This window comes from Streptomyces sp. NBC_01451, from assembly GCF_036227485.1.
Classification (GTDB): Bacteria; Actinomycetota; Actinomycetes; order Streptomycetales; family Streptomycetaceae; genus Streptomyces.
The window spans coordinates 3,543,862-3,568,995 of the sequence record NZ_CP109479.1; the positions used below are offsets into that span (position 1 = coordinate 3,543,862).

A 25,134-nucleotide genomic window follows, 5' to 3' on the forward strand; every position below is an offset into this window, starting at 1 on the left:
CCGCTGACGACGTCCGCCGCGGACGCCCGTTGTCGTCACGCTCGCGCGCACCGACCCCCAACCACCGCTACCGATAGTCCCCGGAACGCTGTCGCCGTCGGGCCCGCAGAGCGGCGTCCACGGAGAAGACGGACGCGCCGGCGAGGACCAGAGGGAGCCAGGCCATCAGGTAGGGGAGATCGTTGCCGTAGTAATAGGGATCGGAGGCCCAACTCACGGTCAGCCAGAGACTGAGCGAGATCAGCGCACCGCCGACCGCCGCCAGCCGGGCCAGCAGCCCCAGCAGCGTCCCGATGCCGACGGCCAGTTCGCCGAAGGCGATGGCGTAGCCGAAGCCCGACGGGTTCTTGAGGGCGAGGTCCACCAGGGCCGGGATCGCGGAGGAGTCACGGACCGTGCGCATCAGATCACCGACGGAACCTGATCCGGAGCTGGCGAAGAAGGAGCTGTCGGTGAGTTTGTCCAGGCCTGCGTAGATGAAGGTGACACCCAGGAAGACGCGCAGAGGCAGCAGGGCGTAACGAGTGGCGGTGTCCCGCCAGTCCCGATCGCCGTCGAGATAAGGAGAGTGCGTGTCCGTTCGAGCGCTGTGAGCCATCGGCCTTAGCCGCCTCTCGCCTGCCAACGTTGACCTCTCAACAGACGATACGCACGACGACGTGACCTCGCTCACCTCCGGCACGGCATTTTTCCGCTTGCATCCGGGAAGCGGTGGTGGCCGGGCACGCCGGGAGGTCCTGGTGACCGCGCTGCCGCAGCCGTCGTACGACGGCAGGGGACGTGTCCGGCGCGGCAACGGCCTCAGGAGGGCACGGCGGGCAACGCGAACCCCACCGGCGGGTGCCGGCGCTCGGTGAGCGACCCCTCAGTCCGTCACATCGATCACGCAGCGGTTCGTCTCCAGGCCCGCCGCGGTCACCACCTGCACCTCGACCCGGCCGGGCTCCACGTCCGCCGGAACCGGCACCGTCAGTACCTCGTCGCGGGGGTTGCTGAAGCCGCCGGGTACCGGAACCAGGGGGACGTGGACATGGACCGGGCCGATGCGGACGACCATGCGGGACAGCCGGTCGGCGGTGCCCGCGCCCGGGGGCACGAAGCCGGCGCCGCGGATCTCGATGTCGTCGCCGGTGCGGATCGGGCCGTCCAGGTCGCCCGCCTCCCGGGACCGGACGACCGACAGGATGACCGGCCGACCGCCCTCCGAGTACTTGCCGGCCACATAGGTCGCCGCAGACACCAGCACCACCACCGCCAGCCCCCACGGCAGGTCCGGCAGCTGATCCGGGCGCCGGGCCAGCCGTACGACCGCGAACAGGAGAGCGACCGTGCAGATCATCACGTACTGGATGTCCGCGAAGGTGCCGCGGCCCGCGTCGTCCGTCAGGAGGTCGGCCGCGCGGGGGCGGTCCGCGCGTACCTTCTGCAGGCGCTGGCCGAGGACGCGCAGGCCGACCACCCTGCGCACGAGCACCGCGATGGCGCACACCACCGCGAGGACGGTCACGACGCCCGCGCCCCGGGCGAGGTCGAGGCCGGCGATCAGCGCGTCGCGCTCCTCGTGGCCGGAGGCGGCAGCCAGCCGGCCCACCAGCACGAGCACGGCGTACGCCAGGAAAAGCACCCAGCTCGCCGCCACCACACGGGAGGTCGACAGGCGGTTGTCCTCACCGATCAGGGGCGCCAGCGCCCCGCCCCGCGCCCGGTGGAACCAGGACGCGGCGGTCAGCGCGCCGCCGACCAGCACGGCGGCCACCAGTCCGGCCGTCCGGGCGGCGGTCCAGCCCGCCCCGATCGCGGTGAGCGCCTGGACGAGCAGCAGGACGCAGATGAGCGCCCACACGGTGAACGCCGTGCGGCGCCACAGCCGGGCGAGCCACACCTCGCCCTCGGCCCGGCCGCGCTCGGCGACGATCGCCGCGGACTGGGTCAGCTCGTCCGAGACCCACTGGCGGGAGGCCGAGGCCGAGTGGGCCACCGCGGCCGGCAGCCCCTGCCCGGCCGCGAACCCGTCCCGCATGAGCAGGAACTCGGCGACCGCGCGCCGGTGTCCCGCGCGCGCCCCGTGCGGGCAGTCCCCGCAGGTGCAGCCGCCCCCGTGTTCCCCGGGCAGCACACCTTGTCTCGCCTCCTGCAACGCCACGCCCGCCGCCCGCCTTCCCCGCACCCGACACGACACATCACGAACCAGGACATCAACACACCGGAGGATCCGCCGGAACAAACCGGCACACACCCGGACTTCTGGAGCCCGAAACCTGGCTCGCGCAACTCCCCCACGACGAGAGCGAATTGTGCCCTACCTAACACCCGTCGTGTGCGGCAGGTCCGCCCCGGCAGCGGAAAAGGCGAGTGAAACCACGACCCCCGTGTTGACCCGGCTGCGAGAATTCGCGTATGGCCGAGATCATCCAGCGCGACGGAACCTGGGCCTTCGACGGCAGCACGGTCAGGATCACGCCGGGGCTCCACCGTTCCGTGCCACTGTTCCGGCAGACGTACGGCGAGGTCGCCGTGCCCCTGGAGGCCGTCTCGGGCATCGTCTACGAACCCGACCGCAAGCGTGGCCGGCTGCGGCTGCGGCTCCGCGAGGGTGCCGACCCGCTGCTCCAGGCGACCGGCGGACGGCTGCCGGAGGCCGCGGACCCGTACCGGCTGATCGTGGACATCGACCGGTCCGGAGTCGCCGAGTACGTCGCCGAGGAGATCCGGCACGCCCTGCTCCTCGACCAGGTGCCCGAGGAACCGGCCAAGGCGTATCTGCTCCCGGGACCGCCCGTGCCGGTGTCGGTGCGGTCCAGCGACGGACTGGTGTCGTTCGACGGTACGCAGGTCCGCATCGACTGGGCCGACACCTCGGACCGGGTCAAGCGGGCCACCGGGCCCCGCATCATCTCCACCCACGATCTCGTCCAGGTCGACTGGCTGCCCAACTCCGGCTACGAGGACGGCTTCATGCGCTTCGTGACCCGCGGGACGGTGTTCTCCAAGCTGCCGCCCGAGAAGGACCCGTACGCCCTCGACCTGTGGGGCAGCACCCGCCGCGACCTGCTAACGGCACTCGTGGCGACCGCGGTGACCGCCCGCCTGCCACACCCCTCCACCCGAGCGGTCGACTACGTGGTGCGGCCCCGGCCCATGCCCGCCGTCCCGCCCCAGTCCGACCATCACGACGTACTCCTGCGCAGGCTCCGGGAGTTGGGCGAGCTGCACCGCGAGGGTGTGCTCACGGACGAGGAGTTCGCGACCACCAAGGCCGCCGTCCTACGCGGCTTCTGACCCACTCGGGGTCTCCGGTGCGACAGGGGTTTCCGGCGCACCCGGGGTTTCCGGTTCCCCCAGGGCCGCTAGCTCAGCAGGTCCGGCTCGCTCCTGCTGATGTCCCGCCACAGGGGCTGGTAGTTGATCCACGCGACGAGGTCGCCGCCGAGCTGTTCCCGGGTCGAGACCGCCTGCTTGTGGTCGATCAGGATGGGCCGGCCCGCCGCCCGTGCCGTCAGCTGGACCTGACTCGACCGTTCCATCGACAGGAACCACCAGGCCGCCGCGTCCACCGAGTCGCCCACCGTGAGCAGCCCGTGGTTGCGCAGCACGAGGGCCTTGCGGGAGCCCAGCGCGGACGCGATCCGACGCCCCTCGTCGGCGTCCACGGCGACGCCCGTGTAGGCGTCGTACAGCGCGTGGTCCTCGTAGAAGGCGCAGCTCTCCTGGGTGATCGGGTCGAGGAGGTCGCCGAGGGCGGACAGGGCACGGCCGTGCACCGAGTGGCAGTGGGCCACGGCGACGACGTCCGGGCGGGCGGCGTGCACCTGGGCGTGCACGGTGAAGGCTGCCTGGTTGATGTGATAGCGGCCCTCGATGACCTGGCCGTCCTGGTTGGCCATGACGAGGTCGCTCACCGTGACCTGTTTGAAGGGGATCCCGAACGGGTTCACCCAGAAACAGTTGCTGTACTCGGGGTCGCGTGCCGTGATGTGCCCCGAGACACCGTCCTCGAAGCCGAACCGTCCGAACAGTCTGATCGCTCCGGCCAGCCGTTCCTTGCGGTGCCTGCGCTCGTCGTCGAGCGACTCGTACATCGGGGGCATCGCGAACTGCAGCTGGTCGGTGGGCAACGGCAGGGGCGGAGTGGGCCCGTGCATAGGTCCTCCAGCACTGGGTTCCTTTACGGAGCGGAAGTTACCGTCGGTCCGCACAGGAGAACAGGGATGTTTACGAAGAGATGAAACAGATACCTGAGCCAGGACCCGGGACACCGACGAGACGCCGGCGAGGGGGAGCCAGGCGGCGGCGAATACACGTCACAGGATGTCGGGTATCCGCGTCAGACTCGGTTCCATGAAATGGGCAGTATTCACCACCGCGGCACCCGACCTGGCCACAATCGTCGAAGAGCGTTTCCGCGCCTTCACGCACCACACCCTCGCCACCCTCCGCAAGGACGGCTCCCCGCGTACCTCGGGCCTCGAAGTCCGCTTCCTGAACGGCGAGTTGTGGCTGGCCATGATGCCGGACTCGCTGAAGGCGCTGGACCTGCGCCGCGACCCCCGCTTCGCCCTCCAGGCGAACCAGGGCCCGGGTACGGACATGGGTGGCGGCGATGTGCGGATCAGCGGCCGGGCGTACGAGACCGAGGATCCGGCCGCCAGGGCCGGGTACGTGGAAGAGGTGGAACCGCCGGAGCCGTTCCACCTCTTCCGTACCGAGCTGACGGAGGTCGTGCGGACGTACGTCGAGGACGAGAAGTACCTGGTCGTACAGGTCTGGCAGCCCGGAGAGCCGGTACGGACCCTCAGACGGACATGACCTGCACGGCCCGCGGGACTACTCCCACTCGATGGTGCCTGGCGGCTTGCTCGTCACGTCGAGGACGACACGGTTGACGTCCGCGACCTCGTTGGTGATGCGCGTGGAGATCTTCGCCAGGACCTCGTACGGGAGGCGGGACCAGTCGGCGGTCATCGCGTCCTCGGAGGAGACCGGGCGCAGGACGATCGGGTGGCCGTACGTACGGCCGTCGCCCTGGACGCCGACGCTGCGCACGTCCGCGAGGAGGACCACCGGGCACTGCCAGATGTCGCGGTCGAGGCCGGCGGCCGTCAGTTCCTCGCGGGCGATGGCGTCGGCGTCGCGGAGGAGGTCGAGGCGCTCCTTGGTGACCTCGCCGACGATCCGGATGCCGAGGCCGGGGCCGGGGAAGGGCTGGCGCTGGACGATCTCCTCCGGCAGGCCCAGTTCCTGGCCGACCATCCGGACCTCGTCCTTGAAGAGCCGGCGCAGCGGCTCGATCAGCTCGAACTCGAGGTCCTCGGGCAGTCCGCCCACGTTGTGGTGGGACTTGATGTTGGCGGTGCCGGTACCGCCACCGGACTCGACCACGTCCGGGTAGAGGGTGCCCTGCACCAGGAAGGCGACCTCGGGACCCTCGTCCGCGATGATCTCGGCCTGCGCCTGTTCGAAGACGCGGATGAACTCGCGCCCGATGATCTTCCGCTTCTCCTCGGGGTCGGAGACCCCGGCGAGCGCGTTCAGGAAGCGCTCCTCGGCGTCGACGACCTTCAGCGTGACGCCGGTCGAGGCGACGAAGTCCTTCTCGACCTGCTCGGTCTCGCCCTTGCGCATCAGGCCGTGGTCGACGTACACGCAGGTCAGCTGGGAGCCGATGGCCTTCTGTACGAGGGCCGCGGCGACCGCCGAGTCCACGCCGCCGGAGAGGCCGCAGACGGCGCGCTTGTCGCCGACCTGCTCGCGGATGAGCGCCACCTGCTCTTCGATGACGTTGCCGGTGGTCCAGGACGGGGTCAGGCCCGCACCCCGGTAGAGGAAGTGTTCGAGGACCTGCTGGCCGTGCGTGGAGTGCATGACCTCGGGGTGGTACTGGACCCCGTACAGCTTCTTCTCGTCGTTCTCGAAGGCGGCGACCGGTACGACGTCCGTGGACGCGGTGACCGAGAAGCCCTCGGGGGCGGCGGAGCAGGCGTCGCCGTGGGACATCCACACCGACTGGCCGGCCGGGGTGCCCTCGAAGAGGGTGGACGACGGCTTGGTGACGGCGAGCTGCGTACGGCCGTACTCGCGGGCTCCGGTGTTGTCGACCGTGCCGCCGAGGGTGGTCGCCATCAGCTGGAAGCCGTAGCACATGCCGAAGACGGGGACGCCCGCCTCGAAGAGGGCGCGGTCGACGGTCGGGGCGCCCTCCGCGTACACGGACGAAGGGCCGCCCGAGAGGATGATCGCCGCCGGGTTCATGGCGAGCATCTCCTCGACCGGCATGGTGCTCGGCACGATCTCGCTGTAGACCCGGGCCTCGCGGACTCGGCGGGCGATGAGCTGGGCGTACTGCGCACCGAAGTCGACGACCAGGACGGTGTCGGGGGCGGGGGTCGCTGCTGACACGGGGGCCTTCCGGCGGTTGGGCGGGGGTCTGTGCGGGCGATTCTACCGGGGTGGTCGTCGGACACCGCGCCGTCTACTGGGGGCTGCCGCCCCCAGACCCCCGCTTCGGCCTGAACGGCCTCGCCCTCAGGCGCCGGACGGGCTGAAATTGCCTGGACCGGCACTGAACGGCGGCCGCCGGCGAAAGGCCGCCACTCGGGCACAGCCACCACCCCGCAGAAGCTGGCACCCCCGGAAACCGCGTCTTGGAAAGGCTCCCGCCCCCGTGCATACTTGCCCCATGCTCACGCACCCGACCTTCCTCTTTACCTATGGCAACCGGCCCACCGGCTGCCATGGTCGTGCTGCTTGAGCAACTGACAAGCGACTTCCCAGGCGCCCCGGGCCGACAAGGCCCGGGGCGCCTGCCGTTTCCGGGTCCTGCCGATCCGGGGCACACCGCCCCGTCCGACAAGGAGCCCCGCATGACCACCACCGACGCCACCCCCGACGCGACCCAGATGATCGCCGGCGCACGTGAACGCATCGACGCCCTCGACGACCGGATCATCGGTCTCGTCCAGGAGCGGATGGCCGTGTCCGCCGTGGTCCAGGAGACGCGTATCGCCTCCGGCGGGCGGCGCGTGAACCTGTCCCGCGAGCTGGAGGTCCTCAGCCACTACCGGGAGGCGCTCGGCAGGCCCGGCACCTCCCTCGCGATGACGTTGCTGGAGCTGTGCCGGGGGCGGATCTGAGACCGGGTCCGGGGTCGTATCTGAGTTCGGGCGCCGTCTCACCCGTCCGGCGCGTGACCGCCGTACGCACCTTTCGTTGGTACCGGTGTCCGTGCCAGCCAGGGGCGGGCCCGCACAAACCACGCGTGGCTCCAGGGTTGTGACCGGACGGCAGGGGACAGCAGCCCGGTCACCCCGAGAACGGCCGGCTCCGGGGACGCCCGGGGCCGGCCGGCAGAACACGGCCGGCACAGCGCAAGGGCCAAAAAGTACAAGCCCGGGTCAAAAGGTTGCGTACTCGACGGCCTTCCAGCACGATGCAGGAACCACCCCAAGTTCCGCAGCGGGCAACCGCATTGACCTGCGAGACCTGACCGCCATTGGTCCAGACCCGGTGTGCGTCCCCGTACACCGGAGAACCGACCGTGGGTACAGACCAACAACGCGGCGCAACCCCCCGGCGCCGCTTCCCCAGGCACCGGCGCTGCCCTGACGCCGGTGCTGACGGAGAAGGGCCCCGCGGCTCCGCCCCGCGGGGCCCTTCGCTCCGCCCGGCGCCCGGGAATCAGGAACGTGTGACGGTCGCGCAGGCCTCGTCGTCCACGTCGCCGCTGCGGTCGTAGGGGTCGACGGTGGGACCGGTGGGGGTGGCCTCCGTCAGGGCGGCGTCCGAGTCGAACTGCGGGTGCAGATAGCCGTCGTACACATCGCAGGCCGTGTTGCCCATCTGGGTGTTGTACTTCAGGATGCTGATCTTCCCCGGTGTGACGTCGAACTTGACGGGGTCGTAGAGCTCGATGTCGATGACCCGGCGCACGATGGTGCGGGTCACCTCGGTCGTGTTCCCCTGGGCGCGGACCAGCGGGTAGACGAAGGTGTAGTCGGTGTGCACGACGACGGACGAGCCCTCGTCCGCCTCGAACGTCATCCGTCCGCGGGTCTTGATCACGTCACCGGCCGGGCGCAGCTCGGCAGGGTTGAACCGGCTGAACATCCACAGCGGGTCGTGCTTCGCGTCCGGCCGGCGCAGGGACGAGTTCAGCAGGACGAGCAGGTCCTTCTGTTTGGGGTCGAGCACCTTGAGCGCGGCCGTGGGACGCGCGCCGCGCAGGGTGGCCGGGTCGAGGTTCGCGTCGACCAGGAACTGCCTGGTCTGCCGCAGCACCCGTTCCACCTGGGCCTTCGAGAAGGCCCCGACCGCCTTCGCCGGGGGCGGGACGATCCCGGCCGCGCCGTCCGCGTACCGCTCGGCGGGCGATCCGGCGAAGGGCCTGGCGAGCGTCGGGGTGTTCGGGTCCACCTCCGTCGGCGGCGCGGACGGCGCGGCCGTCTCCTCGGGCAGCGGGGTGGTGTCGGCGGCGGAGTCCCCGTCCGAGCGGGCGGCACCGAAGGGATCACCCGGGATCAGCGACGGCCTCACCGCCACCAGGGCCACGGCGATCGCCAGCGGCACGCCGACGACCGCCCACAGGCGCCGGCGCCTGGTCGCCCGGCCGTTCATCTCCTGCCAGGCGGGGCCGGTGCGCCACCCCTCGGGCAGTTCGCCGCGCGCCTCCTGGCGGCGCAGGCGCTCGCTGACCGCCCGTGCCCGGGCGGACGGTTCTTTCGGGGCCGAGGCCTTGATGTCCCGCTCGGTGTCGCGGGTGAACTGCTCCCATATGTCGTCGGGTACCGACGACTCAGGCTCTTCGGCCGGCTTGCCGCCGGGCTGATTGTCAGACACGAGGGACAGTTCTAGGTGATCGGAAAGCAGAACCACAACCAGTCCCCGGGAAAACCTCGACCCGGTCCATACGCGGATATCGCATGTGACCCAGCACACATAAATTTTCTGTGAGCGAAGAGCAACCATTCACAGGCGCCGCATGTCACATGTTCAGAACCAGGGGGCACGCCCGTGCCCCGTACCTGGTGTACCGAGGTCTTGAGGTCTTCATGAAGCTTCGCCGTGCCATGGCCGCAGCAGCGGCGACAGCTGTCATAGCCCCGCTGGCTTTGCTGTCCGCGCCCATCGCGTTCGCCGACGAGTCGCCCTCGGCCGGCCCGACCGAGACGACCGTCACCGAGACCACCTCGCAGACTCCGAGCGACACCGCGCCGTCGACACCGTCCGACACCGGCCTGCCGTCCGACGTTTCGTCGACCAGCGCCTCACCGAGCGCGAGCACGAGCGACTCCGCCTCGCCCTCCCCGTCGGACTCCCCGTCGCTGTCCGCCTCCCCCTCGGTCTCCGCCGAGCCGAGCGAGGAGCCGACGGACCCGGACGTCCCGTTCTGCGAGGACCTCGACGAGGACTACAGCGACGCCAAGGTGTCCGCCGACATCAAGGGCCTGCCGGGCAAGATCGTCGCGGGCGACGGCTTCCACGGTTTCGAGCTGGTCGTCACCAACGACTCGAAGGCCGACGTCACGGGTGTCGCCTTCTACGCCGAGATCGAGAACTACGAGTTCGACGAGGCGAAGTTCCTGAGCCCGTACGTCGACCTGGAGTTCAAGAACCCGGAGACCGGCAGCTGGGACCGGATCGGCAACGACGACTGGGCCGGCGACTACTTCTTCTACGTCGACAAGCTGAAGGCCGGGGCGAGCAAGTCCGTCGACCTGCGCGTGAGCATCGACGCGAAGGCCCCCGCGGGTGACGCCTACTCCTTCGGTTCCGGCGCCTACATCGACAACGTCGACGGCCAGGACTGCATCGCCGAGGGCTGGGCCCAGTACGACTTCGAGGTCCTGAAGGCCGGCTCCTCGAACACCGACCCGGGTACGGCCAGCCCGAGCGACAGCGGCTCCAAGGACCCGGTGCACAAGCCCCAGGGCAACGTGTCCGACCTGCCGAGCGGCAACCTCGCCGACACCGGCTCCAGTTCGGCCCTGCCGATGATCGGCCTGGTCGGCGGTGTCGCCGTCGTCGCCGGTGCGGGTGCCGTGTTCGCGATGCGCCGCCGGAAGTCGGGCACGGAGGCGTAGGCCTCCGGCAAGGACAAGGGAAGGACCTGCGCTCGGAGGGGGGCGCGGGTCCTTCCCTTTATTCTCCCGCTTCACTCGGGACGTTCACGCCCGGCTTTCACGGGCGGCTTTCACGGGCGCACTTCACTCGTGCTCTTCACTCGCGCTCTCACTCGTGGGCCGCACCGTCGGCATCCCCAGGAAGGGCAGTCGCAGCGCGCCGAACGCCTCCGCCGGGACCGCGGGCGCCTTCGGCTCGACCGGCTGAAGGCGCTCGTACGCGGCACCCTGGGCCGGACGCGGGTCGGCCTCGCCCTTGTTCGGCCAGTACGACATCGCGCGTTCGGCCTGGGCGGTGATCGTGAGGGACGGGTTGACACCCAGGTTCGCGGAGACCGCGGCGCCGTCGACCACCGAGATGCCGGGGTGACCGTACAGGCGGTGGTACGGGTCGATCACGCCTGTCTCCCGTGAGCCGCCGATCGGACAGCCGCCGAGGAAGTGGGCGGTCAGCGGCATGCCCATCAGTTCGCCCACGTTGCTGCCGGCGAAGCCGTTGATCTCCGCGGCGATGGCCGACGCGCTCTCCGTCGCCGCCCTGATCTGCTTGGGGTTGGGGGAGCCGTGCCCCTGACGTGCCGTCAACAGCCCTTTGCCCGCGCCCTTCGGCTTCAGGTAGGTGGTCAGGGAGTTGTCCAGGGACTGCATCACCAGGCCGATGATGGTGCGTTCCGACCAGTGGCGGTTGGAGATCGAGCGGAGGACCAGGAGGGGGTGGCGGGCGGCGTTCGCCAGCCAGCCCAGGGCCCTCGACGACCCTTCCGCGTAAGGGACCTGGAGGATCGACAGGCCGCCCATCGAGTTCGAGCCCTTGCCGTAGCGGACGGGTTCGACGTGGGTGTTCTCGTCGGGGTGGATCGAGGACGTGATGGCGACTCCGCGCGTGAAGTCCACCTTCGCCTCGCCGGTCGCCCTGCGGTAGCGGCGGTCGTCGGTCTGGGCGCCGACCAGCGCCTCCGAGTTGGTGCGGGTCAGCTCGCCCAACCGGTCGGAGAGGTGCGGGAGTTGGCCGCCCGCCTTCATCCGGTGCAGCAGGGTCTGGGTGCCGTACGTACCGGCTGCGAGGACCACGCGGCGGGCCGTGAAGGTGCGGCCCCCGCTCTTCTTCTCGTCGGTGGGGAGCGTGGCGACCGCGTAGCCGCCGCGTGAGTCGTCCGTGACGGACACGACCGTCGTCAGGGGGTGGACGACCGCGCCCGCCTTCTCGGCCAGGTAGAGATAGTTCTCGTTGAGGGTGTTCTTCGCGCCGTGCCGGCAGCCCGTCATGCACTCCCCGCACTCGGTGCACGCCCTGCGCGCGGGCCCGGCACCGCCGAAGTAGGGGTCCGGGGCCTGCTCCCCCGGCGCCGCCTTCACGCCGCCCGTCCCGCTCTCCCCTCCCTCTCCGTCCGCGCCGTCTCCGAAGAAGACGCCCACCGGCGCCATATGGAAGGTGTCCCCGACGCCCATCCGCTCGGCCGCCGCCTTCAGATGGACGTCGGACGGGGTCATCGTCGGGTTGAGCCGTACGCCGAGCATCCGCCGGGCCTGGTCGTAGTACGGGCTCAACTCCCCCTGCCAGTCCGTGATGTCACGCCACTGGGGGTCGTCGAAGAACGGCTTCGGCGGTACGTAGAGGGTGTTGGCGTAGTTCAGCGAACCGCCGCCGACGCCCGCGCCCGCCAACACCATCACGTTGCCCAGCAGATGGATGCGCTGGATGCCGTACATACCGAGTCTGGGCGCCCAGAGGTAGTTCTTGAGGTCCCAGGAGTTCCTGGGGAGCGTGTCGCGCGTGAAGCGGCGGCCCGCCTCCAGTACGCCGACCCGGTACCCCTTCTCGGTCAGGCGCAGGGCGGTGACGGAACCGCCGAAGCCGGAGCCGACGACGACGACGTCATAGTCGTAGTCATGGGCGTAGCCGTGATCGCTGTCGTACGACACTTGCTCTCCTCGTTGAGAACAGAACTCTTCCTCGGCGCCCAGCCGTTGACGCGGTCCGGCCGTTGACGCGGATGGGACCTACCGCAGCCGCAGTGCCTTCATCACCTTGAGGCTCCGGCTCATGAACTCCGCGTACTTCTCGTCGTCCATGCCCAGGGCCGGGGCCAGCGGCAGCAGACGCTGCTGGGCGATCGTCTGGGCCTCGGTGTACTTGAGGATGCCCTCGGAGCCGTGGCGGCGGCCGAGGCCGGATTCCTTCATACCGCCCATGGGCGACTGGACGCTGCCGTACGCGGCCGCGTAGCCCTCGTTGACGTTGACCGTGCCGCAGCGCACACGGGCGGCGACGGCGCGGCCACGGGCGGCGCTCTTCGTCCAGACCGAGGCGTTCAGGCCGTACGGCGTCGAGTTGGCGAGGGTCACCGCCTCGTCGTCGGTCCTGAAGCGGTAGATCGCGACGACCGGGCCGAAGGTCTCCTCCGAGCAGACGGCCATCGGGGTCTCGACACCGTCGAGGATGGTCGGCTCGTAGAAGTAGGGGCCGATGTCCGGGCGGGCCGTGCCGCCCGCGAGGACCTTCGCACCCTTCGCGACCGCCTCGTCGACGTGCTTCGTGACCGTCTCCAGCTGGCGTTCGCCGACCAGCGAGCCCATGTCGGCGCCGTACGCGAGGGACTTGCCGAGCCGCATCGCCTTCGTACGGGCCGCGAAGCGCTCGACGAACGTGTCCGCGATCGACTCGTGGACGTACAACCGCTCGATGGAGATGCAGAGTTGGCCGGCGGAGGAGAAGCAGGCCCGGACCGCGCCCGCCGCCGCCTTCTCTATGTCGGCGTCCTCCAGGACCAGCATGGCGTTCTTGCCGCCGAGTTCGAGGGACACCCCGACCAGACGCGCGGCGGCGCCCTGCGCGACCTCGCGGCCGGTGCGGGTGGAGCCGGTGAAGGAGACGTAGTCGGCGTGCCGGACGACCTCGGGGCCGATGACCGGACCCTCGCCGAGGACGACCTGGAAGACATCGGCGGGCAGACCGGCCTCGATGAGCAGGTCCCGGGCCCACAGGGCCGTCAGACAGGTCTCCGTGTCCGGCTTCATCACGACCGCGTTGCCCGCGACGAAGGCGGGGATCGCGTCGCCGACCGACAGTTCCAGCGGGTAGTTCCAGGGGGCGATCTGGCCGACCACCCCGCGCGGGTGGCGCAGTTCGGTGACCTTGGTGAGGGTGGGCATCGCGCCCGCGTGCCGCTTCGGCTTCAGGTACTTGGGGGCCATGCGGCCGTAGTGGCGGGCGGCCACGGCGACGGCCTGGACCTCCTCGTGGGCGTGCAGGCGGGCCTTGCCGGTCTCCAGCTGGATGAGGTCGAGGACCTCGGCCTGCCGGTCCAGCACCAGGTCGTGGAAGCGGAGCAGCACCGCGGCGCGCTGCCGTACCGGGGTCTGCTCCCAGACGGCCTGGGCCACGCGGGCGCGCTCGTACGCCTTCTCCACGTCCTCGGGGGTGGACTCGGGCAGGTCGGCCAGCTTCTCGCCGGTGAACGGGGTGTGGTTGGCGGTGCGACCGGAGCCGACGACACCCTTGGTGAGCTGGGCGACCAGCTCGGGGGTGACCACGTCGGCGGCGGTGCGGGCGCCTGTGGGCGCGGGTGCCAGGGGGTTCGTACCGGTGGGGGCGTCGGTGCCGGGCTTTACCGGGGCCTGCGAGTCCGTCATGAGCCGCAGGGTATGACGGCTCGGAGGCTTTGGGTACCCATGGGTAACCCGGATTCACCGAGTACGCACATGCTGTCGGCCCTCAACGGTAAGCCGCCAGTGAGTACTGGCAACGAATCCGCTGATCAGGGCGTTGGCCGTCGCGCGCCCGGCCGGGAACAGCCCCGGACAGCGGGTTGCGTCACTTTTTCCGGCCGGCAGCCGACCGGGAGTCAGTTCCTGTCGATTTCGAGCCGGTCCCGCGCCCCCTTGAAGACGTCCGTCCCCCGCTTCTCGTCCGGCGTCCCCTTGGGCATGTCGACGCGCAGCTCGTACAGCCTGCCGTCGTCGGTCAGGATCTCCACCTGCATGACCCGGACGAGCCTGCCCTCGGTCTCGTACGCGGTGTCGGCCTGGACGGCCTCGTAGCCGTTGACGGTCGTGTCGGTGTAGCGGGTGGTCGACTCGCCGTATCCCGACCAGATGTCGGCGGCCTCCCTCGCCTGGCCCAGGGGTGAGCGGGGTGCCTTGTCCCACAGGGTGAGGCGGACCTGGATGACCTCGTCGTTGTCGTAGATCGCCATCCGGGGCTGGTCGACGGCGTCGCCCTGCTGGTGGAAACGGACGTACTGGCGCGGCAGGGCGAGGACCGCCCTCAGGTCCTTCTCGTCGTGGGCCAGCCAGTTGTCGAGGGTGGGGGCGACCTCCGTCGGTACGACGCCCGGGGTGGCGCGCTGCTCCACCTCCGCGACGGCCGCGTCCTCACCGCCGGTCTCGACGACCGCCCCCTCGAACACCATGCCCACGACCACGAGCACGACGGCAGCGGCCAGGACCGCGAGGACCAGGCGCAGAGGGCGGCGGCGACGCGGTGGCTTCGAGGCGGGCAGCGCGACGGCACGGGTTTCGGGCGAGGGCTCGGGCACGGGGACGGGGACCTCGGGTACCGACGCACCGGGTACGGCGGTCTCGGAACCGGAGGCGGAACCGGAACTGGAACCAGAGCCGGAGCCCGAGCCGGAGCCCGAGGCGGAGGCGGAGACCGGCGCGGACTTGGGTGGCTCGGCCTCGCCCTTCAGTCGTAGGGTCCCCGCGTCGTCCGCGAACTCCCTTATCCCGGACGGCTCCTGAGCCTTCGTCAACTCGGCGCGATCCGGCGCCTGCGGCAGCGGCCAGCCCTTGGCGACCGCCTCCAGGGCCGCGGTGACCTCGTCCGCGTCGGGACGCTCGGCGGGGTCCTTCACCAGCATCCGTACGAGCAAAGGGCCGAGCGGGCCAGCCTGTTGGGGCTCGACCGGCTCGGCGGCGAGAATCGCGGCGAGCGTGGACTCCAGGGTCGTCCGGCGGAAGGGGGACCAGCCCTCGACGGCCGCGTACAGGAGTACGCCGAGCGACCACAGGTCGGAGGGCGGTCCGGCACCCCGGCCGGACATCCGCTCGGGCGCGATGAATTCGAGGGAACCGACGAACTCCCCGCTCATCGTGAGGGATTCCTCGCCCATGATGTGGGCGATGCCGAAGTCGGTGAGGACGACCCGGCCGTGCTGCCCGAGGAGCACGTTGGCGGGCTTCACGTCCCGGTGGACGATCCCGACGGAGTGCGCGGCGCGCAGCGCGCCGACCACCGCGAGACCGATGCGCGCGGACTCGGCGGGCTTGAGGGCACCGCGCTGGAGCACCTCGTGGAGGGACTCGCCGCGCACCAACTCCATGACGATCCAGGGGAGTCCGTCCTCGACGACGACATCGTGGACGGAGACGGCCGAGGGATGGTCGACGCGCGCGGCGGCCCGTGCCTCCCGGTGGAGGCGGTGGGCGATCCGCTGGTGGGCGGCGTCCTGCGGGTCCCCGGGCAGCCTCGGCTGCTTGACGGCGACCTCGCGTTCGACGAGTTCGTCCTGGGCCCGCCACACGGTGCCCATGCCGCCGGAGCCGATGCGCTCGGTCAGCCGGTACCGGCCACCGACCAGCCGCCCCTCGTCACCTGTGCCGCCCCCGTTCCGGCTCGCCCCTCCCCGGTGCGCGCCGCCGTCCCCGCCGTTGCTCATGTCCCATCCCTACCCTGCGGGCCCGACGCTTGTCGACGCCGGTTCAGGGCGTCCGTCGTACGGCGGGGCAGTGCCGTACGTCCGACCGTCGCCGCCAGTTTGCGCAGCCGCCGCCAGTCCATGGGGGGCGTCGGGGCGGGCACACCGGGCCGGTCGCGGGGGACCCGGACGCGCAGGGCGCCCGCTTCGACACGGCAGCGGACGGGGGTGGGCAGGACGAGGGCCTCGCCGTCGAGACCGACCTCGATCTCGGGCAGGTCGGCGTCCACGACGACCTCGTGGGCGGTGACGACGGTCATGCCGGTGGCGTACCGGCCGAGCAGCAGTTCGGCGGCCTGGGCCGCGTCCTCGACCTTGATGCCGAGCACGCCGAGGACACCGGCGTCCAGGCGTTCGCGACGGCCGAGGCCGACGAGGTCGTCCATGCGGTACCGGTTGTTGCTGACCAGCACGGCCTGCGGCGCGTGGATGACCGTCTCCCCCGGCTGCGTCCGCCCGTACGGATACGCCCGGGCGGTCAGCGTCGGGCCGCGCTCGAACGTGAGCAGCTCGGGCAGCAGCCCCAGGGTGGTGCCGACCTTGTCGTCACGGTAGGCGGGGCTCTGCACGATCGAGGCGTACGCGCCGAAGGAGGCGTTGTTGACGAAGGGGCGGCTGTCCGCCGTACCGCCGCCGTCCGCGCTGTCGGCGCCGCTGTCCAGGTAGCCCAGGTCCACCTTCAGCTCCACCCCGCCCGCGTCCGTGAGGGCGTCGAGGCAGGTCGCCGGGTCGTCGCGGTCGAGGCCGAGGTCCATGGCGAAGTGGTTGCGCGTACCGGCGGACACGACCAGGAAGGGCAGTCCGTGTTCGGCGGCGACGCCCGCGACGAGGGCCTGGGTGCCGTCGCCGCCGGCCACACCGAGGAGATCAGCGCCCGCCGCGACCGCCTCCCGGGCCAGGGCGACGACATCCTCGGGCTCGGGTTTGCCGGGGTCGATCAGGTGGACGCGGGCGCCGAGCCGCTCCGCCTTCTCGCGCAGCCGGAAACGCTCGACCTTTCCGTCACCGGAACGCGGGTTCATGAGGAGGAAGGGCCGCAGTGGCGCGGGCGACTCGTACTCGCGGACCGGCAGGACGTGGGACCTCGTGCTGCTCAGCGCGAACTTCCCGGCCCATACGGCGGCGCCCCACAGGGCGAGGGACCCGATGGCGGGCCCCAGCAGGTTGGCGGCGGCGAAGAGGGCGACGACAGCGATGGGGGTGGCGACGGCGAGCACCGCCCCCGCGCCCCGCACGAGGCCGCGCCGGGCGAGCGCCCACCACAGGCCGGAGGCCGTGAGCACGGCTCCGCCCACACCGACCACGCCGAGCAGCAGGCTGCCCATGCCCGCGTAGCCGACCGGCAGCAGCACCGCCAGCCCGGCGGCTCCGAGCGCACCGCGCGCCGCCCAGCGCTGCCGGGCGTGCGCACGCCCGAACAGCTCGTTGCCCACGCCGGTACCCATGTCCATGTCGACGTTTTAGCAGAGTTCGTATTCAGCCTGCTCACAGGTGGAACAAAGCGGCATTCAAGGGTGACCCGGCTCACCCCGCTGAGCAGGATGATCACGGCGCTCTTACCTTGAAGACACGATCGGGTCACGGTATCTTCACGACCCAGTCGCCACACATACCCGATATCGGCGCGCGCATTCGCACTTCACACTTCGCACTGTTTGGAGAACGTGACGATGACCGTGCCCGAGACGAATTCTCTGCGACAGCAGGAAACAGAGATACGGCATCACGTCTCGCGCGCCGAACTGCGGGGCACCCGGGTGCGGTTGTCCGGGTATGCGTATCTGCACCGCGTGGAGACACGCGACGTCACCACCGAACTCGTCCTGCGTGAGCGGGAGTCGGGAACGGAGTACCGGCTGCCCGTCACCCACACCGCGTCCCCGCACATCGGCGCCGAGGAGGACGCGGGGCGGTACTCGTACGACAAGGCCGGTTTCGAGGCCGCCTTCGACATCGACTCGGCCGCCGGCGGATCGCCCCTCGACGACGGGCTGTGGGACATCTCCCTGGCCGTCGGGGCCCAGGGGCTGACCCGCGAGGTGCGCATCGGCAGCAACCGGGCCGACCGGCTGCCGGGCCGCCCCGACGTACGGATCACGGAGACCGTACGCGGTCAGCGCGCCGCCACCCTCTACACCACCGTCCCGTACGGCAACTACACGCTCGACCTCGGCGAGCGGAAGCACCCGGTGCTGAAGCGGATCACGTTCGGAGGCATCCGCTGGCATGCGGGCCGGCCCACCGAGCTGCTGATCACCGGCCGCTGCACACTCGGCGCGTGCCCGCGCGGAGCGCTGACCGTGCACCTGAGCAACGAGGAGGAGCCGGGCGCCACGGCGGCCTTCACCGCCGTACGGCCCCCGCACGGCGAGCAGTTCACCGTGCACATACCCGTGGCCGAGCTCGGGCCGGGCGTGTGGACCGGCGAACTCCGGCTCGGGGAGCGGGTATTGCCCCTGCCGCAACCGCCGAAGGGACTGGGGGCGGCCAAGTGGTGGCGTCGGAGCGGCCTTTGGCACGCAAAGGCGGTTTCCCGTCCCGGCGACGGGTTCGCTCTACGGGTGGGCAGAACCGGGAAAAGGGGACTTGTCAGAGCGGCTGTCCGTTTCTGAAATCACCGCCCCGCGGCTTTCCGCGGCTTTTCACGGCTTTCCATCGCTATACATGGCTTTACATCGCTTTCCGGTCAGCCGCCTGTGCCGAAGGTGTCCAGGGCGACATCGAAATACTCCTTCGCCTCCCGCACCTTGCCGACGGGCGCCGACACCCACACGTCGTACATCCGCCCGCCCTCCTCCCAGCACAGGTCGTAGGTGTGCCGCGGCCCTTCGGCCGCGCTGAAGCCGTCCCACGTGAACTCCCAGAGCGCGGCGGTCTGTCGGGCGTGCACGGTCTCGGTGACCCGCCCGTCGCGGTAACCCGGGTTGGCGGAGGCCCCGTTGGCGTCCGCCTGCTTCATCACCGCGAGCGGGCCGCCCGGCTGGGGGTCGACGATCTTGATCCCGAGGCGGAAGGTCTCCCCCGGCGACAGATAGAAGACGCGCTCCTTCTGCTCGGAACGCGTGAAGCCGTCCGGCACGGCGAGCGAGAACCCGCGCGGGTCGTGGGCGAGACGGTAGCCGGAGGGAGCGGTCGGGGAGGAAGGCGACGGCCCGGCCGTGCCCGGCGATCCCTCCGTCGCACCGGGCGACACCGTCGACGCACCGGGGGACCCCTCCGCCGTGCCCGGGGACCCCTCCGCCGTGCCGGGCGCCGTCCCCGTCCTGCTGGGCGACACCCCCGTCGCCCCCGACACCGTCGCTGTCGCCGTGTCCTTCGGTGTGCCGCCCCCGCCGTCCCCCGAGTTCATCAGCAGCGCCGCCGCGGACACCCCGGCCCCGGCCAGCGCCGCGACCAGCACCGCCGCGATGAGTACGGCCCGCCCCGAGGGCCGCGGCGGCTGGTCCGCCGTACGGGAGACGTCCTTGCGGGGAGCAGTCTTGCGGTAGGCGGCCTTGCGGAGAGAGACCGTCGGTGTCGTCTCCCGGCCGCCGGGTTCCTCGCGCCGCTGGGTCTGCTGCCGGCCCGGCGTGTACGCGGCCGACAGTTTCGGCGTACGGCCGGTCGCCCGGAACGCCCGCAGCATCCGTTCCGCCTCCGCCGCGTCGAGGCGCCGCTCGGGATCACGTTCCAGAAGGCCCCGTACGACGGGCAGGAGCGGCGCGGCCTGCGCCGGTGGCCGTACCTCGTCGATCACGACGGCGTGCAGGATGCCGCCCAACGAGTCGCGCCGGAACGGTGATTCGCCGCTCAGGGCCGTACAGAGCAGCGCGCCGAGCGACCACAGGTCGGACTCCGGCCCGGTCCTGACCCCGGACATCCGCTCGGGCGCGGTGTACTCGGGCGAGCCGACGAAGGAGCCGCTCTCGGTGAGCGTGGTCGCTCCGGCGACCTGGGCGATACCGAAGTCGGTGAGGACGATCCGGTCGCTGCCGTCCTCAAGGAGTACGTTCGCGGGCTTGACGTCCCGGTGCAGGACCCCGGCGGCATGGGCCGTGCTCAGGGCGCCGAGCAGGGCGATACCGATCCGGGCGGCCTCGTCGGCGTCGACCGGGCCGCTCCGTGAGATCCGGTCGGCGAGTGAGCCGCCGTCGACCAACTCCATGACGATGTAGGGGCGTTCGTCGTCCTCGACGACGTCGTGCACGACGATGATGTGCGGGTGGTGCAGCTGGGCGACCGCGCGGGCCTCGCGCAGGGTGCGGTCGCGCCGCAGCCGGGCCTCGTCCGTCGTGAGGGAGGTGTCGGGCGTCAACTCCTTGACCGCGACCCGCCGTTCGAGCAGCTGATCGGTCGCCCGCCAGACGACGCCCATCCCGCCCCGGCCGAGCCTCGCCTCCAGGCGGTACCGCCCGGCGATCAGTCGGAAGCTCTCCCCCTCTGTCCCCATGCGCCTCATCATGCCGCACCGGACGACGGGACTCCGGGACGGTGACCGGCGGATGACCGACAACCGCCCTACCAGGCCGGTGAGGCAGCGGGCGCGGTCAGCCGGACTTCGGCCGCCACCCCCGCAGCACCGCCGTGAACTGCTCGCTCGCGGTAGCCCAGTCGGCCGCCGGGGCGGACATGTAGATCACGTACTCGGCTCCGTCCCGGCCGAGATAGGCCTGCTCGATGGCCCGCCGCGGCCCCGGGAACTCCGAGTCCTTGGCCAGGGCCGTCCAGGTGAAGTCCCAGAGCGCGCCCTTGCGGTCGCGGTAGACGTTCGCCCCCAGGCTCACCCTTTGGTACGCGCTGAGCCGCTTGAGCTGCTGTTCCAGATCGAGTTGGTGCTGGTAGGGGTCGTCGAAGTCCGGGGACTCGTCGATGGCGATACGCAGGAAGTGCTCGCCTCCGTCGGGCGAGTAGTCGATCTGCCCGTTCGCCTCCTTCCGCGTCCATCCCTGGGGCAGCGGAAGGCTGAAACCGGCCGGATCGTCGACCCGCACCCAGCCCTTCGGCACCGAGGGGGCAACAGCCGGAGGAGTGGCCGAGGCAGCGGGAGCCGCAGGGGTTGAGGCAGACGCGGAGGGAGCGGCCTGGGAGGCGGTTCCGACCGTCCGCGACCCCTGATTCCACTGGTGCAGCGCGAACGCTCCGCCCCCGCCGACGAGCACGACCAGCAGGACGACGAGGGCGACCGTGCGACCCCGGCGGCGCGGCCGGACCGGGCCGGGAGGAGCGACGACGGCGCTCTGCTGCGCCGTGGCGGAGCCGACTGCCGCTGGCGCTGCCGCTGTCACCCCGCCTATCCGGAAGGTGCCGACCTCTCCCTCCGCGGGTGCCCGCACCGACCCGACGTGCTGCGTCGGCACGAACTGCTGGGCCGCGCGGGGCCGCCGCCCCTCCGCCGCCTCCGCGAGCATCTGCTCGGCCTCGGCCGCTCCGGGCCGTACGGCGGGATCCTTGAGGAGCAGCGCCGTGATGACGGGCCCGAGCGGACCGGCGTACCGCGGCTCGGCGGGCTCGTCCTCGACGACCGCCTGCATGGTGGTCAGCGGGGAGGTGCGGCGGAACGGGGACCGGCCCTCGACGGCCGTGTACAGCGTGGCGCCGAGCGCCCACAGGTCGGAGGACGGTCCGGGGTCCTCGCCGCGCAGCCGTTCCGGGGCGAGGTAGTCGACCGATCCGACGATCTCTCCGGTACGGGTGATGGTCGTGTCCCCCTCGACCTGGGCGATGCCGAAGTCGGTGAGCAGGACACGGCCGTCCTGGGAGAGAAGGACGTTTCCGGGCTTGACGTCGCGGTGCAGGACCCCGGCGGCGTGCGCGGCGGTCAGCGCGCGCAGCACCCACAGGCCGACCCTCGCTGCCTCGCGCGGCTCGACGCGTCCGGCCTCCTTGACCTCGTCGGCCAGCGAGTTGCCCTCGACGAGTTCCATCACGATCCACGGCCGGCCGTCGTGGTCGAGCACGTCGTGCAGGGTGACGACGGCGGAGTGGTTGATCCGAGCCGCCGCGCGGGCCTCGGCCCGGGTACGGGCGAGCAGGACGGCCTGCTCGCTCTCGGACACGTACAGCGCGGCCGTCAACTCCTTGATGGCGACGGCACGGTGCAGCAGCTCGTCGTGCGCACGCCACACCCGCCCCATGCCACCGCTGCCGATGACGTCGACGAGCCGGTAGCGGCCCGCGAGGAGCTGACCCTGCATCTGATTCACGTTTCCCCGCAATGGTCTTGTCAGGGGCAAGACTAAGGAGCCCTCTCGCCGGAGGGAACCGCAGGGGGCCCTACGGGGACAGCACTGTGACGGTTCTGCCCGTCCGGCAGGACCTCAAGGTCAGCCGGTGGGCTGATAGGTCGCCGCCGCCTGCTCGTACAGCCGGGTCACCTCGTCCCGCTCGGCCTCCGGCCCGCGCACCTGAACCACGTGGTACCGGCCGTCGACGACTATCGCGAGATTGCGTACGAACACCTCACTGCCGGAGCTGCTCTGCCAGGTGAACTGTCCCTCGGCCATGGTCCGTCCGCCCACCTCGATGGTCCGCATCCCGCTGGACGTGGCCCAGGTCGAGTCGCGGAACGGCTGCAACTCGTACTCCCGCTCCCGCTGGTAGGCCATCGGATCGGCGCCGTACTCCTTGGTGGTGTCCCGGCCCGGTACGACGATGAGCTGGAACGCGCCGTGCGAGTACACGACTTGGCCGCGTCCGTTCTTGCCCGTCCGGTCCCAGCCGTTGGCCACGGCGACGCGGAAGCCCGCGGGGTCGGTACGCACGGTGAAGCCGGCTGCGGCATCGGGCCCGGCGTCCGGCGCCGTCTCGGACGCAGACGCGGACGAACCGGCCGACGGGGAGGCGCTGTTGCCCTTCCCGTCGCCGGGCGAGGTCTGCTCGGGCCGCGGTTCGCTGCTCGCGTCCGGGGTGTCGGCCGACTGCTGCGGCGCCGAGCTCACCTCGCCTGCGGAACCGGTCCGCTCCCCGTCCTGCGCTCCGTCGCTGCCGGCCTTCGGCATGAAGTACAGGGCGTACGCGATCGCCGCGGCCAGTACGAGCAGTATCAGGAGGAGCAGGTTGCGGCCCAGTCTGCGCGGCGCCCGCTGTTCCTGCCTGGCCCGCTTGTGCCGGCCGTGCGGACTGTTCGCGGGCAGACCTGCCCGGCGCCTGCGCACCAGCTCGCCCCGGCGCCGCACGATCGGCAGCCGGCGCGGATCGGTGGGCGGCGCGGCGACGACGTGCGCACCGGCCTCCGGCTCGGGCGCCGACCGGACCAGGGAGCGCAGCCAGCCGTTCAGCTCCTCGAAGTCGAGGCGCTCGGTGGGGTCCTGGCGCAGCAGCGACTCCACGACGGGCCTCAGCGGCCCGCACTCCTCCGCGAAGGCGGGCGGCTCGGCACACACCAGCTGCACCAGCTCGGCCGTCGACTCCTCGGGGTAGGGCGCATGCCCCTGTACGGCCCTGAAGAGCAGCGCGCCGAGCGCCCACAGGTCGGTCGCGGGACCGATGGGCGGGGCCAGCTGCCAGTTCTCGTGCACGGGCCCGGCCTGTTCGGGTGCCCAGCGCTCGGTCACCGCCCCGACGACGGACATCCGGGCCTGCCGCGCCCGCTCGGCGGCCAGCGCGGTGGCGGGCCCACGCCTGGGGGCATCGGCGACGGCCATCTCGTCCCAGCCCGAGGCCCGGCCGGGAACACGGTCGGCCGGCGGCGGCTGGTCCTGGGCGTGGGGGTGGGTGTGGGCGTGACCATGGGTGAGCGGGCGGGGCTGCTGGTGGTGCTGCTGCTGAGGAATGCTGTCGGCCACCCCGCCCGTCGCGGCACCGCTCCCTCCGGCGGACAGAGCGGTGCGTGCCGCCTGTCCGGCAACCCCGGTCGCGGGGGCGGCGGCGCCGTTCCAGGCGGTCGTGCTGCGCACGCCGTAGGGGTCGGCGATCTGCCCAGGAGGCGGAGTGGCCGGACCCCTCTCCACGCCGGTGCCGTAGGCGCCGCCACCGGTGTCACCGGGCGCCCCGGCCGAAGGCCGGGCGCCGGGCAGGGCGGTACGCCCGCTCTGCCCGGCCTCCTGAACCCGGGCCGCGGCCCGCGCTCCCGCCCGATACGCGGCGATCGCCCCGGCCCGCGCCGCCCTAATGTCCCCACCGGTCTCCAACGCCCGCCGTTCACCGCCGGCGGAACCCGAGTCACGCCGCTCGACCCCGGTCCCGGGCACCCCTCCACCGGTCCGCGCCTCGATGGCGGCACGCCGCGCAGCCTCGGGATCCCCTCCGGAATCCCCGGCAAACGTGCCCCCGGCAGGCCCGTAACCCCCACCGGGATGCCCCGCACCGCCACCACCACCGCCGGTCAAACCCTGGGGCCGCACCACGCCCGGCACATCTGCCGACGAGGCCGGCGGCTGCCCGTACCCACCGCCCCCGCCACGCCCGCCCGCCGAACCCGCACCGGTCCGCGCCTCGATGGCGGCACGCCGGGCAGCCTCGGGATCCCCGGCGAACGTCCCCCCGGCAACCCCGTACCCCCCACCGGGAGCCCCCGCACCGGCACCGGCCCTCTGGGCGCCGACCGCCGTGCTCGCGCCCCCCGTGGGCTGCGCGTCCTCCGGGGCCCCGGCCGATCCCGGTGTGTCCCGGCCGGGTACCGGGTCGTACCCGCACAGCGCCTCTTCCGCCGCCCCGGCCGCCAGCCCGGTGAGCATCACGCGCCCGTCGTCGCAGACGAGCACCGTGCGCTCGGTGATGTTGCGGTGCACCCAGCCGTGGGCGTGCAGCACCCGCAGGGCCATGAGGACGTCGGCGGCGACCTCGGCCGCGCGGTACGGCGTCAGCGGCTTCTCGGCGAGGAGCGACTCAAGTGACCTGGCCGGCACCAGTTCACTCACTATCCACAGTGAGCCGCCCTGCGCGAACACGTCGAAGACCTGGTCGAGCCGTGGGTGGTCGGGGATGGACGCGGCGGCCTGCGCGGCCTCTATGGCACGCCGTACGGTCGGATCGCTGGGTCGGCGGGTTGCCGCGGACCGGGTGGCAGCACCTCGCGTCCGGCGCCCCTCCCGCGCCACGAAACCGTCCGGCAGACCGTCCGCGTCGAGCACCTCGGCCTCGACGACCTCGGGCAACGGCACCTGCCTGACCAGGACTTCCTGCCCGCTGTACGTGTCGAAGGCCCGGGTCTCGGACTGTTCGAACTCATCGGTCGGCGGCAGCGGCAGGCGGTAGCGGTCGGCGAGTACCCGCCCCGCATATTCCTCCACGATGCCTCCCCCGACCGTCCGGCTGCTCAATTCCGTTCGCCATACGTCCCGTTCTGCATGCGTACGGTCCGCAACCACTCACGATACGTGCCGGAGGCAACCTGCAAAGAG

General features: G+C 71.5%; 17 protein-coding genes. 5 read left to right on the forward strand and 12 right to left on the reverse strand.

What is annotated here, in order from left to right; all coding sequences use genetic code 11:
* Positions 1-67: 67 nt before the first annotated feature.
* Together OG595_RS15375 and OG595_RS15380 are read right to left on the reverse strand one after the other, a co-directional pair.
* Positions 68-598 carry a DoxX family membrane protein gene (locus OG595_RS15375; RefSeq protein ID WP_329272348.1) on the reverse strand — a complete coding sequence of 177 codons (531 nt, stop codon included), beginning with the start codon at positions 596-598 and terminating at the stop codon, positions 68-70.
* A 267-nt stretch (positions 599-865) separates the two neighbouring features.
* Positions 866-2,143 carry a hypothetical protein gene (locus tag OG595_RS15380; protein WP_329272350.1) on the reverse strand — a complete coding sequence of 426 codons (1,278 nt, stop codon included), beginning with the start codon at positions 2,141-2,143 and terminating at the stop codon, positions 866-868.
* Positions 2,144-2,397: 254 nt separating this feature from the next.
* Here OG595_RS15380 and OG595_RS15385 point away from each other — a divergent pair, with 254 nt between their 5' ends.
* The gene (locus OG595_RS15385; protein ID WP_329272352.1) at positions 2,398-3,279 is read left to right on the forward strand and encodes a DUF4429 domain-containing protein; all 882 of its coding nucleotides are present in this window, start codon (positions 2,398-2,400) and stop codon (positions 3,277-3,279) included.
* Positions 3,280-3,347: 68 nt separating this feature from the next.
* On the opposite strand, the gene OG595_RS15390 is transcribed toward OG595_RS15385, so the two are convergent.
* The gene (locus tag OG595_RS15390; protein ID WP_329272355.1) at positions 3,348-4,142 is read right to left on the reverse strand and encodes a class II aldolase/adducin family protein; all 795 of its coding nucleotides are present in this window, start codon (positions 4,140-4,142) and stop codon (positions 3,348-3,350) included.
* Between the two features lie 196 nt (positions 4,143-4,338).
* Between OG595_RS15390 and OG595_RS15395 the strand changes: the two genes are divergently transcribed.
* Positions 4,339-4,806 carry a pyridoxamine 5'-phosphate oxidase family protein gene (locus OG595_RS15395; RefSeq protein ID WP_329272357.1) on the forward strand — a complete coding sequence of 156 codons (468 nt, stop codon included), beginning with the start codon at positions 4,339-4,341 and terminating at the stop codon, positions 4,804-4,806.
* Between the two features lie 18 nt (positions 4,807-4,824).
* On the opposite strand, the gene guaA is transcribed toward OG595_RS15395, so the two are convergent.
* Positions 4,825-6,396, reverse strand: coding sequence for a glutamine-hydrolyzing GMP synthase (guaA, locus tag OG595_RS15400; RefSeq protein ID WP_329272358.1), 1,572 nt, complete (start codon positions 6,394-6,396; stop codon positions 4,825-4,827).
* Between the two features lie 404 nt (positions 6,397-6,800).
* Here guaA and OG595_RS15405 point away from each other — a divergent pair, with 404 nt between their 5' ends.
* Positions 6,801-7,130 (forward strand): chorismate mutase, encoded by a 330-nt coding sequence (locus tag OG595_RS15405; protein ID WP_443073341.1) that lies wholly within the window; start codon positions 6,801-6,803, stop codon positions 7,128-7,130.
* 544 nt (positions 7,131-7,674) lie between these two features.
* Here the strand turns inward: OG595_RS15405 and OG595_RS15410 are convergent.
* Positions 7,675-8,832: a hypothetical protein gene (locus tag OG595_RS15410; protein WP_329272360.1), complete on the reverse strand. Its 1,158-nt coding sequence runs from the start codon at positions 8,830-8,832 to the stop codon at positions 7,675-7,677.
* A gap of 212 nt (positions 8,833-9,044) precedes the next feature.
* On the opposite strand from OG595_RS15410, the gene OG595_RS15415 reads away from it, so the two are divergent.
* Positions 9,045-10,076, forward strand: a complete 1,032-nt coding sequence (locus OG595_RS15415) for an LAETG motif-containing sortase-dependent surface protein (RefSeq protein ID WP_329272363.1) — start codon at positions 9,045-9,047, stop codon at positions 10,074-10,076.
* 123 nt (positions 10,077-10,199) lie between these two features.
* On the opposite strand, the gene OG595_RS15420 is transcribed toward OG595_RS15415, so the two are convergent.
* The 4 genes from OG595_RS15420 to OG595_RS15435 all read right to left on the reverse strand — a co-directional run bounded on the left by OG595_RS15420 (position 10,200) and on the right by OG595_RS15435 (position 17,265).
* Positions 10,200-12,038: a GMC family oxidoreductase gene (locus OG595_RS15420; protein WP_329272365.1), complete on the reverse strand. Its 1,839-nt coding sequence runs from the start codon at positions 12,036-12,038 to the stop codon at positions 10,200-10,202.
* A 78-nt stretch (positions 12,039-12,116) separates the two neighbouring features.
* A complete protein-coding gene (locus tag OG595_RS15425) occupies positions 12,117-13,748 on the reverse strand; it encodes a succinic semialdehyde dehydrogenase (protein WP_329272367.1) in 1,632 nt (543 codons plus the stop codon).
* A 212-nt stretch (positions 13,749-13,960) separates the two neighbouring features.
* Positions 13,961-15,775 (reverse strand): serine/threonine-protein kinase, encoded by a 1,815-nt coding sequence (locus tag OG595_RS15430; RefSeq protein ID WP_443073037.1) that lies wholly within the window; start codon positions 15,773-15,775, stop codon positions 13,961-13,963.
* Complete coding sequence (locus OG595_RS15435; RefSeq protein ID WP_443073038.1) at positions 15,772-17,265, reverse strand: diacylglycerol/lipid kinase family protein; 1,494 nt, start codon at positions 17,263-17,265, stop codon at positions 15,772-15,774. Before OG595_RS15435 ends, OG595_RS15430 begins: the two co-directional genes overlap by 4 nt.
* Positions 17,266-17,484: 219 nt before the next feature.
* Between OG595_RS15435 and OG595_RS15440 the strand changes: the two genes are divergently transcribed.
* A complete protein-coding gene (locus OG595_RS15440) occupies positions 17,485-18,426 on the forward strand; it encodes a hypothetical protein (RefSeq protein ID WP_329272369.1) in 942 nt (313 codons plus the stop codon).
* A gap of 74 nt (positions 18,427-18,500) precedes the next feature.
* On the opposite strand, the gene OG595_RS15445 is transcribed toward OG595_RS15440, so the two are convergent.
* The 3 genes from OG595_RS15445 to OG595_RS15455 form a co-directional block, all read right to left on the reverse strand.
* Positions 18,501-20,243 (reverse strand): serine/threonine-protein kinase, encoded by a 1,743-nt coding sequence (locus tag OG595_RS15445; protein ID WP_329272371.1) that lies wholly within the window; start codon positions 20,241-20,243, stop codon positions 18,501-18,503.
* A gap of 97 nt (positions 20,244-20,340) precedes the next feature.
* Positions 20,341-21,987, reverse strand: coding sequence for a serine/threonine-protein kinase (locus OG595_RS15450; protein WP_329282904.1), 1,647 nt, complete (start codon positions 21,985-21,987; stop codon positions 20,341-20,343).
* Positions 21,988-22,116: 129 nt separating this feature from the next.
* Positions 22,117-25,023, reverse strand: a complete 2,907-nt coding sequence (locus OG595_RS15455) for a protein kinase domain-containing protein (protein WP_329272372.1) — start codon at positions 25,021-25,023, stop codon at positions 22,117-22,119.
* Between the last annotated feature and the right edge of the window lie 111 nt (positions 25,024-25,134).

Excerpts from the sequence above, each read along its gene's own strand:
- OG595_RS15375 (WP_329272348.1), bottom strand. The coding sequence starts at position 598 with ATGGCTCACAGCGCTCGAACGGACACGCACTCTCCTTATCTCGACGGC.
- OG595_RS15385 (WP_329272352.1), top strand. The coding sequence starts at position 2,398 with ATGGCCGAGATCATCCAGCGCGACGGAACCTGGGCCTTCGACGGCAGC.
- OG595_RS15390 (WP_329272355.1), bottom strand. The coding sequence starts at position 4,142 with ATGCACGGGCCCACTCCGCCCCTGCCGTTGCCCACCGACCAGCTGCAG.
- OG595_RS15395 (WP_329272357.1), top strand. The coding sequence starts at position 4,339 with ATGAAATGGGCAGTATTCACCACCGCGGCACCCGACCTGGCCACAATC.
- OG595_RS15415 (WP_329272363.1), top strand. The coding sequence starts at position 9,045 with ATGAAGCTTCGCCGTGCCATGGCCGCAGCAGCGGCGACAGCTGTCATA.
- OG595_RS15425 (WP_329272367.1), bottom strand. The coding sequence starts at position 13,748 with ATGACGGACTCGCAGGCCCCGGTAAAGCCCGGCACCGACGCCCCCACC.
- OG595_RS15430 (WP_443073037.1), bottom strand. The coding sequence starts at position 15,775 with ATGAGCAACGGCGGGGACGGCGGCGCGCACCGGGGAGGGGCGAGCCGG.
- OG595_RS15435 (WP_443073038.1), bottom strand. The coding sequence starts at position 17,265 with ATGGACATGGGTACCGGCGTGGGCAACGAGCTGTTCGGGCGTGCGCAC.
- OG595_RS15440 (WP_329272369.1), top strand. The coding sequence starts at position 17,485 with ATGACCGTGCCCGAGACGAATTCTCTGCGACAGCAGGAAACAGAGATA.
- OG595_RS15445 (WP_329272371.1), bottom strand. The coding sequence starts at position 20,243 with ATGGGGACAGAGGGGGAGAGCTTCCGACTGATCGCCGGGCGGTACCGC.
- OG595_RS15450 (WP_329282904.1), bottom strand. The coding sequence starts at position 21,987 with ATGCAGGGTCAGCTCCTCGCGGGCCGCTACCGGCTCGTCGACGTCATC.